Annotated in this window: 17 protein-coding genes and 1 pseudogene; 8 read left to right on the top strand and 10 right to left on the bottom strand. The window is 62.3% G+C overall.

The features are described 5' to 3' along the window. From AC5DC2_RS08295 to hutI, 4 genes and pseudogenes are all read right to left on the bottom strand, one after another. A pseudogene (locus AC5DC2_RS08295) lies at positions 1-234 on the bottom strand (urocanate hydratase); the annotation flags it as partial. Between the two features lie 14 nt (positions 235-248). Next, the gene (hutG, locus tag AC5DC2_RS08290; protein ID WP_491698157.1) at positions 249-1,052 is read right to left on the bottom strand and encodes an N-formylglutamate deformylase; all 804 of its coding nucleotides are present in this window, start codon (positions 1,050-1,052) and stop codon (positions 249-251) included. A gap of 238 nt (positions 1,053-1,290) precedes the next feature. Then, positions 1,291-2,826 carry a histidine ammonia-lyase gene (gene hutH, locus AC5DC2_RS08285; RefSeq protein ID WP_491698156.1) on the bottom strand — a complete coding sequence of 512 codons (1,536 nt, stop codon included), beginning with the start codon at positions 2,824-2,826 and terminating at the stop codon, positions 1,291-1,293. Then, positions 2,823-4,040 carry an imidazolonepropionase gene (gene hutI / locus AC5DC2_RS08280; RefSeq protein WP_491698155.1) on the bottom strand — a complete coding sequence of 406 codons (1,218 nt, stop codon included), beginning with the start codon at positions 4,038-4,040 and terminating at the stop codon, positions 2,823-2,825. The genes hutH and hutI overlap by 4 nt, the downstream gene beginning before the upstream one ends. A gap of 87 nt (positions 4,041-4,127) precedes the next feature. On the opposite strand from hutI, the gene AC5DC2_RS08275 reads away from it, so the two are divergent. Together AC5DC2_RS08275 and AC5DC2_RS08270 are read left to right on the top strand one after the other, a co-directional pair. Then, entirely contained in the window at positions 4,128-5,489 is a 1,362-nt protein-coding gene (locus AC5DC2_RS08275; RefSeq protein WP_491698154.1) for a formimidoylglutamate deiminase, read from the top strand. A 72-nt stretch (positions 5,490-5,561) separates the two neighbouring features. Next, entirely contained in the window at positions 5,562-6,089 is a 528-nt protein-coding gene (locus AC5DC2_RS08270) for an RNA pyrophosphohydrolase (protein ID WP_491698153.1), read from the top strand. A gap of 85 nt (positions 6,090-6,174) precedes the next feature. Here the strand turns inward: AC5DC2_RS08270 and bfr are convergent, their stop codons facing one another. The 6 genes from bfr to dnaN all read right to left on the bottom strand — a co-directional run bounded on the left by bfr (position 6,175) and on the right by dnaN (position 10,405). Beyond that, positions 6,175-6,660 carry a bacterioferritin gene (bfr, locus tag AC5DC2_RS08265; protein WP_024708862.1) on the bottom strand — a complete coding sequence of 162 codons (486 nt, stop codon included), beginning with the start codon at positions 6,658-6,660 and terminating at the stop codon, positions 6,175-6,177. Next, positions 6,608-6,937 (bottom strand): (2Fe-2S)-binding protein, encoded by a 330-nt coding sequence (locus AC5DC2_RS08260; RefSeq protein ID WP_081725818.1) that lies wholly within the window; start codon positions 6,935-6,937, stop codon positions 6,608-6,610. Before AC5DC2_RS08260 ends, bfr begins: the two co-directional genes overlap by 53 nt. A gap of 126 nt (positions 6,938-7,063) precedes the next feature. Further along, a complete protein-coding gene (locus AC5DC2_RS08255; protein WP_024708864.1) occupies positions 7,064-7,213 on the bottom strand; it encodes a hypothetical protein in 150 nt (49 codons plus the stop codon). Between the two features lie 150 nt (positions 7,214-7,363). Then, the gene (locus AC5DC2_RS08250; protein WP_491698152.1) at positions 7,364-8,335 is read right to left on the bottom strand and encodes a complex I NDUFA9 subunit family protein; all 972 of its coding nucleotides are present in this window, start codon (positions 8,333-8,335) and stop codon (positions 7,364-7,366) included. Positions 8,336-8,491: 156 nt separating this feature from the next. Continuing rightward, positions 8,492-9,205: an orotidine-5'-phosphate decarboxylase gene (gene pyrF / locus AC5DC2_RS08245; protein WP_024708866.1), complete on the bottom strand. Its 714-nt coding sequence runs from the start codon at positions 9,203-9,205 to the stop codon at positions 8,492-8,494. A gap of 81 nt (positions 9,206-9,286) precedes the next feature. After that, complete coding sequence (dnaN, locus tag AC5DC2_RS08240) at positions 9,287-10,405, bottom strand: DNA polymerase III subunit beta (protein ID WP_491698151.1); 1,119 nt, start codon at positions 10,403-10,405, stop codon at positions 9,287-9,289. 233 nt (positions 10,406-10,638) lie between these two features. Here dnaN and rsmI point away from each other — a divergent pair, with 233 nt between their 5' ends. The 6 genes from rsmI to AC5DC2_RS08210 all read left to right on the top strand — a co-directional run. After that, a complete protein-coding gene (gene rsmI, locus AC5DC2_RS08235) occupies positions 10,639-11,532 on the top strand; it encodes a 16S rRNA (cytidine(1402)-2'-O)-methyltransferase (RefSeq protein WP_491698150.1) in 894 nt (297 codons plus the stop codon). Then, the gene (locus tag AC5DC2_RS08230) at positions 11,522-11,884 is read left to right on the top strand and encodes a YraN family protein (protein ID WP_491698149.1); all 363 of its coding nucleotides are present in this window, start codon (positions 11,522-11,524) and stop codon (positions 11,882-11,884) included. The genes rsmI and AC5DC2_RS08230 overlap by 11 nt, the downstream gene beginning before the upstream one ends. Before the next feature lie 155 nt (positions 11,885-12,039). Continuing rightward, entirely contained in the window at positions 12,040-13,338 is a 1,299-nt protein-coding gene (locus tag AC5DC2_RS08225) for an extracellular solute-binding protein (RefSeq protein ID WP_371260656.1), read from the top strand. A 74-nt stretch (positions 13,339-13,412) separates the two neighbouring features. Further along, positions 13,413-14,294 carry an ABC transporter permease subunit gene (locus AC5DC2_RS08220; RefSeq protein WP_491698148.1) on the top strand — a complete coding sequence of 294 codons (882 nt, stop codon included), beginning with the start codon at positions 13,413-13,415 and terminating at the stop codon, positions 14,292-14,294. 12 nt (positions 14,295-14,306) lie between these two features. Continuing rightward, positions 14,307-15,149 (top strand): ABC transporter permease subunit, encoded by an 843-nt coding sequence (locus AC5DC2_RS08215; protein ID WP_024708872.1) that lies wholly within the window; start codon positions 14,307-14,309, stop codon positions 15,147-15,149. A gap of 10 nt (positions 15,150-15,159) precedes the next feature. Next, a partial coding sequence (locus AC5DC2_RS08210; RefSeq protein ID WP_491698147.1) for an ATP-binding cassette domain-containing protein occupies positions 15,160-15,379 on the top strand: 220 nt, incomplete at its 3' end.

Raw genomic sequence — 15,379 nt, 5'->3', positions numbered from 1 at the left:
GTCGTCTTCCCGCGTCTTCAGCGTCTCGACGATTTTGTCGAAATCGGCCCAGGTGCGGGCGGCGCGGCCGATGCCGCCATAGACGACCAGCTCATGCGGCTTTTCGGCGACATCGGGATCGAGATTGTTCATCAGCATCCGGAGCGGCGCTTCGGTGAGCCAGCTCTTGGCGTTGAGTTCCGTGCCGGTCGGGGCGTGGATTTCGCGGGCATTGTGTCGCGGGTTGTCGGTCATTGTCGTTCCCTCTCTTACATGCGCGCGGAGAACGACAGGCGTTCGATCCGCTCCAGAATATCCTGCAGATGGCGGCGCAGCTTGCCGGCCTTTTCCTCGTCATAGGCAAAGGGCGGCGCCTCGGTGGCAAGGTGGGTCGACTGCGCCAGCTCCATCTGGATGGCATGAACGCCCGTCGCAGGCTGGCCGTAATGCCGCGTCGTCCAGCCACCCTTGAAGCGGCCGTTGACGGCATGGCCATAGCCATCGGCGAGCGACACGACGCCCAACACCGCGGCCTCGAATTCCGGAGCGCAGGTGACGCCGAGATTGGTGCCGATGTTGAAATCCGGCAGCTTGCCTTCAAACAGGAAGGGAATGCGCGAGCGGATCGAATGACAATCATAGAGAATGGCGATGCCGTGCTCGGCCTTAACCCGCGCGATTTCCGCCGCCAGTGCCGCGTGATAAGGCGCGTGGAAGGCTTGGGTCCGCGCTGCGATATCCGCCTCGGTCGGTCCTTCGCCTTGCCTCCAGATCGGCTTGCCGTCGAAATCCGTCTCCGGCACCAGCCCGGTGGTGTTCTGGCCCGGATAGAGGCTCGCGCCCGAAGGGTCGCGATTGGCGTCGATGACATAGCGGTGGAAGGTCGCCTTCACCGTGGTCGCGTCCGCCAGCAGCCTGTCATAGAGCCGGTCGACATGCCAGTCGGTATCGGCAAGCAGGCGGCCGTTGTCATTCAGCCGCGCCTCGATCTCCGGCGGGACATGGGTGCCGGTGTGCGGAAAACCGAGAATGACGGGGGACGAGCCCTGTTTGACAATAACGGGATCGGTCATGGGAAAATATTCCTCTGTCTGTATTTACTGCCAGCGCCGCCTGCCCTCATCCGGCCTTCGGCCACCTTCTCCCCACGGGGAGAAGGGGACGCCGGCGACGCCCTGCCTATCCGCTCGTTCCAGCGATGGCTGCTTCGCTCCCCCTCGCCCCGAAGGGGAGAGGGTGGCACGGATGCGCCGGGTGAGGGGAGGAACCCCGGCGTGGGCGATACTGCCCCTTTCCTTTCCACAAGCGCCATCAAACCTTCAACTCCGGCAACACCCCTGCCCCGACCGCATCGATCAGCACGCCATCGCGCACCGCCACCGCAGCCTTTTCGAGATCGCCGGCCATGTAGCGGTCGTCCTCAAGCGTCGTCACCAGCGCGCGAAATGCGGAAATGACCCGCTGCAGCGCCGGGCTCGTGGCGAGCGGCGCGCGAAGTTCGACGCCCTGAACGCCGCACAGAGCCTCGATGCCGATAATGCTGGCAAGGTTCTCGGTCATCGCCAGAAGCCGCCGCGCGCCGTGGCAGGCCATCGACACGTGGTCTTCCTGATTGGCCGAGGTCGGCGTCGAATCGACGGAGGCCGGGTGCGCCATCTGCTTGTTCTCGCTCATCAGCGCGGCAGAGGTGACCTCGGCAATCATCAACCCTGAATTCAGCCCCGGCTTTCTCGACAGGAAGGCGGGCAGACCGAAGGAGAGCGCCGGGTCGACCAGCAAAGCGATCCGGCGTTGGGCAATCGCGCCGATCTCGCAGACGGCGATGGCGATCTGGTCGGCGGCAAACGCCACCGGTTCGGCATGGAAATTGCCGCCGGAAACGACGCTGTCATCGGAAAGCACCAGCGGATTGTCGGTGGCCGCATTGGCCTCGATTTCCAGCGTGCGGCCGGCCTGGCGCAGAAGATCGAGACAGGCGCCATCGACCTGCGGCTGGCAACGGATGCAGTAAGGGTCCTGCACCCGCTCGTCGCCTTCGATATGGGAAACGCGGATTTCCGAGCCTTCGAGCAGGGCGCGCAAGCTTGCCGCCGCATCGATCTGGCCCTGATGACCGCGCAGCGCGTGGATATCGGGATGGAAGGGCGCCGGCGAACCCATCGCCGCATCGGTGGAGAGCGCGCCGGTGACCAAGGCGGTTTGCGCGCAGCGGAAGGCACGGAACAGGCCGACAAGCGCGAGCGCCGTCGACACCTGCGTGCCATTGATCAGCGCCAGCCCTTCCTTCGCTGCAAGCTGGACGGGCTTTAGGCCGGCTTTTGCCAGCGCATCGCGTCCCGAACGCCGTTCGCCTTCGAAAAATGCTTCGCCCTCGCCCATCATCACCGCTGCCATATGCGCAAGCGGGGCAAGATCGCCGGACGCCCCGACCGAGCCTTTTTCCGGAATGACGGGGGTGACGTCCTTTGCCAGCATATCCTCGATCAGCCGCACCAGTTCCGGCCGCACGCCGGAGGCGCCGCGGCCGAGCGAGATCAGCTTCAGCGCCATGATCAGCCGCACGACGCTGCCATCGAGCGGCGCGCCAACGCCGCAGCAATGCGACAGGATGAGGTTGCGCTGCAGGGTCGCGGTATCGGCGGCATCGATCCTGATCGAAGCCAGTTTTCCGAAGCCGGTGTTGATGCCGTAGACCGGTTCATTGCCGGCGGCGATCGCGGCAATGCGGGCGGCGGCCTTTTCGATGGCAACGTCGCAGCCGGGGTCCAGCCGCACGGCATCATCGCCGCGATAGATTTTTTCCAGCGTGGCCAGCGTCACGCTGCCGGGGGTGAGAACAAGCGTCATCGCGAAACCTCGCGGCCGCCGACATAAAGCCGGGAAAGCGGATTGAAACCGATGCGATAGACCAGTTCGGCCGGCGCATCGACATCCCAGATCGCGATATCGGCCGCCTTGCCGGCTTCCAGCGTACCGGTTTCCTCCGCAAGACCGAGCGCGCGGGCGGCATTGCGGGTGACGCCGGCAAGGCATTCGGCAACGGTCAACCCGAAAAGCGTCGCCCCCATATTCATGGTCAGAAGCGACGAGGTGAGCGGCGATGTGCCGGGATTGCAGTCGGTCGCGAGCGCGATCCGCGTGCCGGCCTCGCGCAGGGCTGCGACCGGCGGAAGCTGCTTTTCCTTCAGCGTATAGAACGCTCCGGGTAGCAGCACCGCGACCGACCCGGCCTCAGCCATTGCCTTTGCGCCAGCCTCATCGAGATATTCGAGATGGTCGGCGGAGAGCGCACCATAAGACGCCGCCATTTCCGCGCCGTGCAGATTGGAAAGCTGTTCGGCGTGCAGCTTCACCGGCAGGCCAAGTGCTGTTGCCTTCTCAAACACCGGCTTCAGTTCGTCGGGCGAAAAGGCAATGCCCTCGCAGAATGCGTCGACGGCATCGACAAGGCCTTCCGCATGCGCCGCTTCAAGACCGGGCAGGACGACCTCCGCGATGTAATCGCCGTTGCGGCCCTTGTATTCCGGTGGCGTGGCATGGGCAGCCAGATAGGTGGTCCTGATGCGCACTGGGCGCAGTGTCGCCAAGCGTCGGGCAGCGCGCAGCATCTTCAGTTCGGCTTCAATATTAAGCCCGTAACCGGACTTGATCTCGATGGTCGCGACGCCTTCGGCTATCAACGTGTCGAGGCGCGGCAGAGCCATTTCGACCAGATCGTCTTCCGAAAGCGCATTGGTGGCGGATACGGTCGAGACGATTCCGCCGCCGGCGCGGGCGATCTCCTCGTAAGGAACCCCCTCAAGCCGCATCTCGAATTCCTTCGCGCGGCTGCCGCCATAAACGATGTGGGTATGGCAATCGATCAGCGCGGGCGTGACCAGCCTGCCGCCGCAATCGACCGTCTCGAACCCGGCGAAGTTCGCTGGCAGCGCCTCTTCCGCGCCGACATAAGCAATCCGCCCGTCGCGGACGGCCAGAACGCCGGGAACCGGCGCAATGTCATTGCCGGTCATGGCGCAAAGGCGGGCATTGGTAAAAAGCGTGTTCGGCGCAGAACGCATCTCTTCCCCCTTATTGTCTTGGCTGATTATTATGTATATACATAATGAAACAATCGGCAAGAATAAATTTGAGGCGGAACGGACCGGATGCCCATGACGATCTTCGCAGAAAACGTGCTGACACCGGAAGGCTGGCGCAGGAATGCGCGGCTTTCGCTCAACGCCGGCCGCATTGCCGGCCTCGCCTTCGATCAGGCGCCGGAAGCCGGGGACGAGCGCCACGACATCATCGTGCCCGCCGTCGCCAATCTCCACTCCCACGCCTTCCAGCGCGCCATGGCGGGCCTTGCCGAGCGGCGCGGGCCCGCAAGCGACAATTTCTGGAGCTGGCGGGAGGTGATGTACCGCTTCACCTTCGCAATCGAGCCCGACGAGGCAGAGGCGATCGCGGCACAGCTTTACATGGAAATGCTGGAAGCGGGCTTCGCCCATGTCGGCGAATTCCATTATCTCCACAATGACAAGGACGGCAGCCACTACGACAACATCGGCGAGATGGCCGAGCGCATCGCCGCTGCCGCCTCCGAAACCGGCATCGGCCTGACGCTGCTGCCGGTCTTCTACGCCCATTCCAATTTCGGCGGCGCGGAACCGAACAACGGCCAGCGCCGTTTCATCCATGATCGCGACAGCTTTCAGCGCCTGATGGAAGCTTCGGCAAAAGTGGTTGGCGGGCTGGAAAGCGCCGTTCTCGGCGTCGCGCCGCATTCCCTGCGCGCGGTCACGCCGGAGAAGCTCGCGTTCGCTGCCGGCCTCACCGATGGACCCGTGCATATGCATATCGCCGAGCAGACGAAGGAAGTCGACGACTGCCGCGCCTGGAGCGGAAAACGACCGGTCGAATGGTTGCTCGACAATACCGGCGTCGATGCTCGCTGGTGCCTGATCCACGCCACCCACATGACCGAAGCGGAAACCGACGGGTTGGCGAAATCCGGCGCAGTCGCGGGCCTTTGCCCCGTGACCGAAGCCAATCTCGGCGATGGTATTTTCCCCGCAAGCCGGTTCCTGAACTCCGGCGGCGTTTTTGGCATCGGCTCGGATTCCAACGTTCTGATCGGCCTTTCCGACGAGCTGCGCCAGCTCGAATATGCCCAGCGTCTCGGCGAGCGGGCGCGCAACGTGATTGCCGAAACCGGCGGTACGACCGGTCGCCGCCTGTTGAACGGTGCACTAGCCGGCGGGGCGCAGGCCATGGGGATCGAGGCCGGCATTGCGGAAGGCAGGCCCGCAAGCTTCTTCTCGCTTGATTCGCTTGATGACAGCGCCGCCCCATGGCTGAAGGACGATCAGGCACTCGACGGGTTCATCTTTGCAAACCAGATCAGGCCGGATTGCGTCTGGGCAAATGGAAAGAAGCAGGTTGAAGGCGGACGCCACCTGAAACGCGCGGCGATTTCGGCGCGTTTCCGCAAGGCGATGACGGCGCTGATGGAACGCTCCGCATAGGTCTTTGGCAAGCCTTTCCGGCGTGGTAGGAAAGCACCAAATTCCTTCTTCTCCCCTCCCAAGGAGCGCACCATGCCCGATAAAATGCCTCGCCCCGCAGCCCACGACCTCCCCTATCGCCCCAATGTCGGGGTGATGACCCTGAACCCGGAAGGCAAGGTCTGGCTCGGGCGTCGCCTTTCGGAAGGCAATTCGGAATCCGATGGTTCGCCGCAGCTCTGGCAGATGCCGCAGGGCGGCATTGATCCGGGCGAGGCCCCGCTCGAGGCGGCAAAACGCGAGCTTTACGAGGAGACAGGCATGAAGACGGTCGAGCTTCTCGGCGAATCGAAGGGCTGGATCAATTACGACCTGCCTGAACACCTGATCGGCATCGGCCTCAAGGGACGCTACCGCGGCCAGACCCAGCGCTGGTACGCCTTCCGCTTTCTCGGATCTGACAACGAAATCGCCATCAACCCGCCGCCGGACGGCCACATGCAGGAGTTCGACGCCTGGCAGTGGACCGATATCGACGAACTTGCGGGCCTGATCGTGGATTTCAAACGCGCCGTCTACGCGCAGGTCACCGCCGAGTTCCGACATTTCGCAAAGGGATGACCCGGAACGCGAGAAGACCCGGACCTCTGCGGCCCGGGCCTTCTAAATACAAAAGCGAGAGCGCCTTCATTCAGCGAGAGCGCCTTTATTCGGCTTCGTCGGTCGCGCCGGCGTTCAGCTGGGCGTATTTCTTCTCGCCGAGCGATTCCAGGAGTTCGAGCTGGGTTTCGAGGAAATCAATATGACCCTCCTCGTCGATCATCAGCTCTTCAAACAGCTTCATGCTGACGTAATCGCCAGCCTCGTGACAGATATCACGGGATTCCTTGTAGGAATTGCGCGCCTCATATTCACCGGCGAGATCGCTCTCGAGCACTTCCTTCACCGTCTGGCCGATGCGCAGCGGCGCCACGGTCTGGAGGTTCGGATGGCCTTCGAGGAAGATGATGCGGTCGGTCAGCTTGTCGGCGTGGTGCATCTCTTCAATGGATTCCGCACGCTCCTTGGACGCCAGCTTGGTCAGGCCCCAGTCCTGCAACAGACGATAATGCAGCCAGTACTGGTTGACGGCGCCGAGCTCAAGAAACAGCGCTTCGTTCAGCCGCTCGATTACTTTTTTGTCGCCTTTCAACGTCCGTTCTCCTTTTTTCTTCCTGGAACTTCTTCAGGCGGCTCAAAAAATCACAAAACTCGGCGCCGGTCGAGTCGCGATTGACGTGATACTGCTCGGAGGTGCGGACGATGATATCGATGACGTTCGGGAAGCAGCCGCAGCATCGGCCGCGCTTCTGCATGCGGTTGTAAACCGTGCCGGGAACGATGATGCGCCAGCAATCCTCGTCGAGGAGCTCGTTCACCACGTCCACGATTTCTTTCTCGGTCACAAAATTGCAGCTGCAGACAAGCATGCCCTTCACCATTGACGTTCGTCAGCGATCGTCTCTTATTTGCAAAAGGAGAGGGTCGTTGTCAAGATTAAACGCCGGCGGCGGCGCTCACGTCACGGTGAAACAGCGTTCACCCGTCGAAAGACTTTACTTGATGGAAGCCATGGCGCAGGGATCAATGCCGTAGGCAGGCGCGCAGCCCGGCTTGCCCGCCGCGATACTGCCGGGCGCTGCCAGAGAAGCCGCCATGATGATCAAAGCCGCGCCTGCAAACAGAACAGCAATCGACTTACCCATTTTCAAAGACACCTTGTTTCAGTGGGACCGGCAAGGCCATCTTCCTGATGACCTTTCAATAATTGGTAAAGACGTAGGCCATGTGACGGGTTCCGCAGAACCCGGTTTTTTTTCTCTTATCCAGGCGAAAGACCCTGCGCCGCCGGCGGCTCAGGCAGCGCGGCCGAACTGGCCGTGCTGGCGGTACTGCACGAGATAGGTCGGCAGGATCGCGTCAAGCTGGGCGGGACGAATGCCGAGACCTGCAAGCGTGCGACCCTCGGCTGCAGCCTCCTCGGAGACGACATTGTCGGATTTCAGAAGCTTTACCTGATCGGCCGTCAGCGGCGGCGCGATCAGCGGCACGGAGCCGGCAATGCCGCCGAAGAACGAAGCGAGGCCGAAGGGCAGCGACACAAGGCCGCGCTTGCGGCCGGTCACGCGCAGCACCTCCTCGAGACATTCGCGGAAGGTCAGCACGTCGCGGCCGCCGAGCTCGTAGACCTTGCCGCCTTCGACCTTGCCGTCAACGGCGCGCGCGATCACCTCGGCGACATCGCCGACATAGACGGGCTGGAACTTCGTCCTGCCGCCGCCGATCAATGGCAGAACCGGCGAGATCAGCGACATCTTGCCGAACTTGTTGAAGAAATCATCCTCCGGCCCGAAGATGATCGAGGGACGGACGATCACGGCTTCCGGCAGGATCTCGCGGACGGAAGCCTCGGCCTTGGCCTTGGAGCGTGCATAGTGCGATTCGCTCTTCTCGTCGGCGCCGATTGCCGAAACGTGGGTCAGCGTGGCGCCGGCATCGCGCGCGCATTCGGCCACCAGACGGGCGCCATCGGCCTGCACCGCGTCAAAGCCGTTCTTGCCGCTTTCAAACAGGATGCCGACGCAGTTGACGACATGATCGGCGCCTTCCACAGCCCGGCGCACCGAATCGGGATAGCGCAGATTGGACTGGAAGAAGGTGATCTGCCCGACATTGCCGAGCGGCTGCAGGAACAGCGCCAGATCCGGCCGGCGCACGGCAACGCGGATGCGATAGCCCCTCTTGGCAAGCGCGCGAACGACATAGCGCCCGACGAAACCCGACCCGCCGAAGACCGTGACCAGCGGAGGAATGTTCGATAGCGTCATGCCTAGCTCCTGAAATCGCCGAAAGCCGAAGTGATTACCCGAGTGCAATAGCCCAAACAGGGCTGAAGGTGAAGGGTCAAGCTGACGCAGTTTTCGCCGGCGCCGCCCGCTTCATGAGATTTCGCCCCTGGCGTGTCGAAAGTGACACATTGCCCTTTATGCGGACCCTGTTTCCTGTGACATAGCGCTTTCGATATCGGCGACAATGGCCTCTGCCGCCGCCTTCGGGTCTTCCGCGCGGAGGATCGGCCGGGCGACGACGAGGTGGGACGCGCCGGCGGCAATGGCCTTGGCCGGCGTCATTACCCGTTTTTGATCATCCGCGGACGTCCCCGCCGGGCGGATGCCGGGCGTGACGATCGCGCGTTCCGGCCCGATGATGTCGCGCACCAGAACCGCTTCGGCCGCCGAGCAGACGATGCCGCCCATTCCCGCCTCCGCCGCCTGTGCGGCGCGCCGTTTCACCAGCGCCTGCGCATCGCCCGGATAGCCTGCCTCGGCGAGATCCGCATCGTCCATCGAGGTCAGCACGGTGACGCCGAGAAGGCAGAGCCCGGAGCCCTCGGCCGCTTCCACGGCCGCGCGCATCGCCTTGGGATAGGCATGCAGCGTCAGCATCGACATGCCCATCTTGGCGATGTTCTCGACGCCCTTGGCGACCGTGTTGTCGATGTCGAGCAGCTTCATGTCGAGGAAGACCTGCTTGCCGTCCGCCGCCAGTTCGCGGGCGAAGGAAAGCCCGCCGGCAAAGGCAAGCTGGTAGCCGATCTTGTAGAAGGAGACGCTGTCGCCGAGCCGCGCCACCATCTGCGCCGCCTCGTCCACCCCCGGAACATCCAGTCCCACGATCAAGCGTTCGCGCGCACTCATGCCACAACTCCTTCTCGACAAGCGTCCTGTTCGCGCTTCAACTCGCACAAAAGGCGCCTGATGGGAAGAAAAAAGCAGGCGTCAGACCCGCATCGGCATCAGCACATAAAGCGCGTTCTTGCTGTCGGTGTCGCGCACCAGCGTCGGCGAGCCGGCGTCTGCGAACAGGAAGATCGCCTCGTCGCCGGTCAGCTGCGAGGTGATGTCGAGCAGATATTTGGCGTTGAAGCCGATATCCATCGCCTCGCTGTCATAGCCGACCGCGAGTTCGTCCGTGGCGCTGCCCGAATCGGGATTGTTGACGGTAAGCGTCAGCTGGCCTTCGGCAAGTGACAGCTTGACGGCGCGGCCGCGCTCCGACGAAACAGTCGAGACGCGATCGACCGCCTTGGCGAAGGCATCGCATTCGATCCGCATTTCGCGGTCGTTATTGGCCGGGATCACCCGCTGGTAATCGGGGAAGGTGCCGTCGATCAGCTTGGAGGTGATGACCACCGAACCGATGGTGAAGCGGATCTTGGCGTCGGAGACCTCGACGTGCACGATGATTTCGGGGTCATCGACGAGCTTCTGCAATTCGCCGACGGTCTTGCGCGGAATGATGACGCCCGGCATGTTCTCGCATCCCGAGGGCGCATCGATCTCGGCGCGCGCCAGGCGGTGACCGTCGGTGGCGACGGCCCGCAGCTTCAGCTCGGCGCCCTCGGTCATGGCGTGGAAATAGATGCCGTTCAGATAGTAGCGCGTTTCCTCGGTCGAGATCGCGAACTGGGTGCGGTCGATCAACATCTTGAGATCTGCGGCCTTCAGCTTGAAGGCATGGCTGAACGTGCCGGCGGTCAGGTCCGGGAAATCCTCCTGCGGCAGGCACTGCAGCGAGAACTTGGACTTGCCGGAGGCGACCGAAATGGTCTGACCGTCGGAGGCCGTCGCCAGCGAAACCTCGGCGCCGTCGGAAAGCTTGCGCACGATCTCGTAGAGCAGATGGGCGGGAACGGTGGTCGCGCCCGCCTGCTCGACCATGGCCGGCGTCTTTTCGGTGATCTCGAGGTCAAGGTCGGTCGCCTTCATCTCGAGATCATTGCCCTCGGCCTTCAACAGAACGTTGGAGAGAATCGGAATGGTGTTGCGGCGCTCGACCACGCGGTGAACATGGTTCAGGGACTTCAGAAGGTCGGATCTTTCGAGCGTGATACGCATGACTTTCGCTTTCACTCTTTCGCACGGGTCAAATGCCGGACGGCAGTCGAACGGGGCCTCGCGTCCGAAAAGGCCGCGGGCGGGGAGACAAAATGACAGCAAATTCGCGCCGATTGCAAGGCCCGGCAGCAAGCCTCCACCCATATTCCGGTTGCCTACGGGGCCGGGGAGGCGCCCTCGCCCCTTGTCGCGGGATGACGGCCATGATCAAAGAGGGAAAACGGGGACGTGAGATGAGCGACGGCAACAGATTTGAAATCGCGGGACATTCAATCGAGGCCCGGCCGCTTTCACCCGGCCTTTACCTTGTCGCCACCCCGATCGGCAATCTCGGCGACATCACCGTGCGCGCGCTCGAGACCCTTGCCGGCGCGGACATTCTCGCCTGCGAGGATACGCGCGTTACCCGCAAGCTGCTCGACCGTTTCGCCATCGCCAGGCGCCCCTTCGCCTATCACGAGCACAATGCGGAAAAGGCCGGGGAGCAGCTGATGTCAGCGCTTCGCGCGGGAAAGAGCGTCGCCCTCGTCTCCGATGCCGGAACGCCGCTCGTCTCCGACCCCGGCTACCGGCTCGCGGGACTGGCGATCGCGGAAGACATCAAGGTCGTGCCGATCCCCGGCGCGTCGGCGCCGCTGGCCGCCCTTGTCGGCGCGGGGCTTCCCAATGACGCCTTCTTCTTCGCCGGTTTCCTGCCGCACAAGGACAAGGGCCGCCGCGACCGGCTGGCGGAACTGGCGGATATTCCGGCAACGCTGATCTTCTTCGAATCGCCGCACCGCATCGGGGCTTCACTTGAAGCGGCCAGCGACGTCCTCGGCGCGGATCGGCCGGCCGCCGTCTGCCGGGAACTGACCAAGACTTTTGAGGAATTCCGGCGCGGCACGCTTGGCGAACTTGCGAAGGCCTATCGCGACGCAGAGGTCAAAGGCGAGATCGTGCTCGTCATCGGCCCGCCGCCAACGCCGGATGCGCCGGGCGCGGCGGATGTCGATGCGCTGCTGAAACGGCTCGTCGCCGATATGCCTGCGGCGAAAGCGGCGGCGCAGGCCGCAAGGGAGACCGGCCTTGCGCGCAAGGACCTCTACCAGCGGCTTCTCAACCTGAAGCACGGCGATGGGGCGTGAGGCGACAAGACGGCGGGAGGCGGAACGACGCGGGCGGCGCGCCGAAAGCCTTGCCGCGCTTTATCTTCGCCTCAAAGGCTACCGCATCCTCGCCATGCGCTTCAAATGCCACGCCGGCGAAATCGACATCATTGCCCGCAAAGGCGACCTCGCCGTCTTTGTCGAGGTCAAGGCGCGGACGAGCGAAAGGGTGGCGATCGACGCCGTGACCGCCACGGCCCAAAGACGCATCCGCGCCGCCTCCGATGTCTGGCTTTCGCGCCAACCCGACGCGCACCGCCTTTCGCAACGGTATGACATTCTCGCCTTTCTGCCCCACCGCCTGCCCCGGCACTTCCCGGATGCCTTTTGACGATACGAACACCGGGAGTGCGCAAATGAAAACATCCGCGCGCTCGGTTTTATAAATTTGAAACAAAATCGTCGTTCGGACGTCACGTAGGCGCGATACCCCGCTTCCATCATCCACCGCGATGATTACTCAGATTCTGAACGGGGACTTTCATCATGAAGAAATTTGTTCTGGCCGCGCTGACCGTCGGCCTTTCGACCTCGACCGCCTTCGCCGCCACCGACATCACCTGGTGGCACGGCATGGGCGGCAACAACCAGGCCGTCATCAACGAGATTTCCAAGCGCTTCAACGAAAGCCAGGATGCCTGCAACCTGACGCCGGTTTCCAAGGGCACTTACGAAGAAGCGCTCGCTTCCGGCATCGCTGCCTTCCGCTCGGGCGAACAGCCGAACATCCTGCAGGTGTTCGACGCCGGCGCCGCCACGATCATGAACGCCAAGGGCGCCGCCATTCCGGCCGAAGACCTGATCAATAACGCCGGCTACGACTTCAACCGCGAAGACTTCATCGAAGGCGTACGTTATTTCTACGCGGACAGCGATGGCAAGTTCGTCGGCATGCCGTTCAATTCCTCGGCGCCGATCATGTACATCAACACCGAAGCCTTCGAAAAGGCCGGCGTCGAAGCGCCGAAGACCTGGGAAGAGTTCGAAGAGATCGCCCCTGCCCTGAAGGACGCCGGCTATGTCCCGCTCGTCCAGTCGCAGCTCACCTGGGAAATGACCGAGAACTTCTTCTCGCGCAACAATCTCCAGTTCGCCACCAACAATAATGGCTATGACAGCGTCGACGGCACCGAGATTCTCGTCACCACGCCCGAGCACGTCATGATGTACGAAAAGCTCAAGGACTGGTACGACAACGGCTATTTCGGCTATTATGGCGCCGGCTGGTCCGACAACCAGAAACCCTTCGAGGAAGACAAGGTCGCGCTCTGGGTCGGCTCCTCCGGCTCCTTCGGCGGCCTGCAGAAATCCGCCCAGATGCCTTTCTCGGCCACCTTCCTGCCCTACTGGGACGCCATCGAGGGCGCCGGCACCAACTCCTTCATCGGCGGCGCGGCCCTCTTCGCGCTTTCCGGCAAGGATGATGCCCAGAACAAGTGCACGGCCGACTTCTTCCAGTTCCTGACCTCCCCGGAAATCCAGTATTTCTGGCACAAGTCCACCGGCTATGTTCCGGTCACGACCGCCGCTTACGAACTGGCCAAGGAAGACGGCTGGTACGAAGAACAGCCGGTTGCCGAGGTCGGCATCCAGCAGCTTTCGCTGCCGGGCGGCGAATGGTCCAAGGGCTACCGCATGGGCTTCTACCCGCAGATCCGCGAAGTCATGGAACGCGAATACAACAAGATCTTCGCCGGCGAGACCTCCGTTGAAGACGCCATGGCGACGATCCAGGAAGAGGGCAACGCCCTTCTCGCCCGCTTCGCCAAGACGGCTTCCAACTGATCCCAAGCGATCGTTCGGAGATGTTCGGTCCGGGGGCATAACGCCCCCGGACTTTGCCATATCGGAAAGTTGCCATGAAGCGCGTCCAGTTCAATTCGCCGCTGCTGCCCTATCTCTTCGTGCTGCCGCAGATGGCCATCATCGTGATCTTCTTCTACTGGCCGTCTGTTCAGGCGATCCAGTCGTCCTTCTATCTGGAGGATCCCTTCGGCTTCAGCGCGAGTTTTGTCGGCCTCGACAATTACCTCGATGCGCTGACATCGAGCTATTATCTGCGCGTCGCCCAGTTCACCGTGATCTTCACGGTTCTGGTGACCTTCTTCTCGCTCACGCTCGGCCTGCTGCTCGCCTCCAAGGCTGACGACGTCATTCGCGGCTCGAGCAGCTACAAGACGCTGCTGATCTCCGTCTACGCCATCGCGCCGCCGGTCGCCGGCCTGATCGGCATGATGTTCTTCGACCAGCATATCGGCCCCTTCGTCAAACTGGCGGCCTGGTTCGGCTGGGACATGAAGGTCGGCATCAATTACTTCGACACCGCCTTTGCGATGATCACCGTCGCCGTGTGGAAGCAGATCCCCTACAATTTCATCTTCTTCCTCTCGGGCCTCCAGTCCATACCCGTTTCGGTGCGCGAGGCGGCGGCAATCGACAACCGTTCGCGCCTTGGCCGGTTCTGGACCGTCACCCTGCCGCTGCTGGCGCCGACCGCCTTCTTCCTGCTGATCATCAACATGACCTATTCGCTGTTCGACACCTTCGGCATCATCGACGTGATCGTGAAGGACAAGGCCGCCAACAACCCGATCACGCTGGTCTACAAGGTCTATATGGACGGCTTCCGCGGCAATGACATCGGCGGCTCGGCCGCGCAATCGGTGATCCTGATGCTGATCGTGCTGGTGCTCACCTTCTTCCAGTTCCGCTTCATCGAGCGGCGCGTGCACTACAATTGAGGAGCGGGAACGATGCACAAGACAACTCTGACTGACCATCTCATCCTGCTCTTCGGCGTGTTCATCATGGTCGGGCCGATCTTCGTCGCCTTCATGACCTCTACCCATGAAGCCGTCGATGTCCACATGAAGGGACTTCAGGTCACCTGGGGCGATGACTTCGTCAAGACCTACAAGGAGGTTCTGACCACGCGCGGCGGGTTTACCGGCGACGTGACCGGCGCCCGCATGGTGATGAATTCCTTCATCCTCGGCATCGGCTTTGCCGTCGGCAAGATCGTCCTGTCGATGCTGGCTGCCTATGGCCTCGTCTATTTCCGCTCGCGGTTTTCGACGCTGTTCTTCTGGATGATCTTCACCACGCTGCTGCTCCCGCTCGAAGTGCGCATCCTGCCGTCTTACGACGTCATGACCCGGCTTGGCCTCGTCAACACCTATACGGGGCTGATCGTGCCGCTTCTGGCGTCCGCCACGGGCACATTCTTCTTCCGCCAGTTCTTCAAGTCGGTGCCTGACGAACTTCTCGAAGCCGCCCGCATCGACGGCGCCGGGCCGTTCAAGTTCTTCATCGACATTCTCGTGCCGCTGTCGAAGACGATGATGGCGGCGATCTTCATCATCATGTTCGTCTATGGCTGGAACCAGTATCTGTGGCCGATGATCATGACCAACGAGGAAAGCTTCTACACGCTGGTGCGCGGCATCAAGCAGATCCTCCTCGTCTGGGTCGGAAGCCAGATCCCCGAATATAACCAGGCCTTCGCGCTGGCGGTTCTCGCCATGCTGCCGCCGGTGTTGATCGTGGTGATCTTCCAGAGCTGGTTCATCAAGGGCCTGACGGAAAGCGACAAATAGGAAAACAAAAATGGCTGCAATCGAAATCTCCAGGGTTTCCAAGATCTATTCCGGCGACGCCCGCGCGGTCGACAATGTCGATATCCACATAGAGGACGGCGAGTTCATCGTCCTTGTCGGCCCGTCGGGCTGCGGCAAGTCCACGCTTCTGCGCATGGTCGCCGGCCTCGAAGCGATCACCGAGGGCGAGGTGAAGATCGGCGGAAACGTGGTCAACAGGAAGGACCCGG

The organism is Martelella sp., assembly GCF_984369615.1.
Note: the sequence above shows the minus strand (reverse complement) of the source record. Positions and strands in the feature narration are given on the sequence as shown.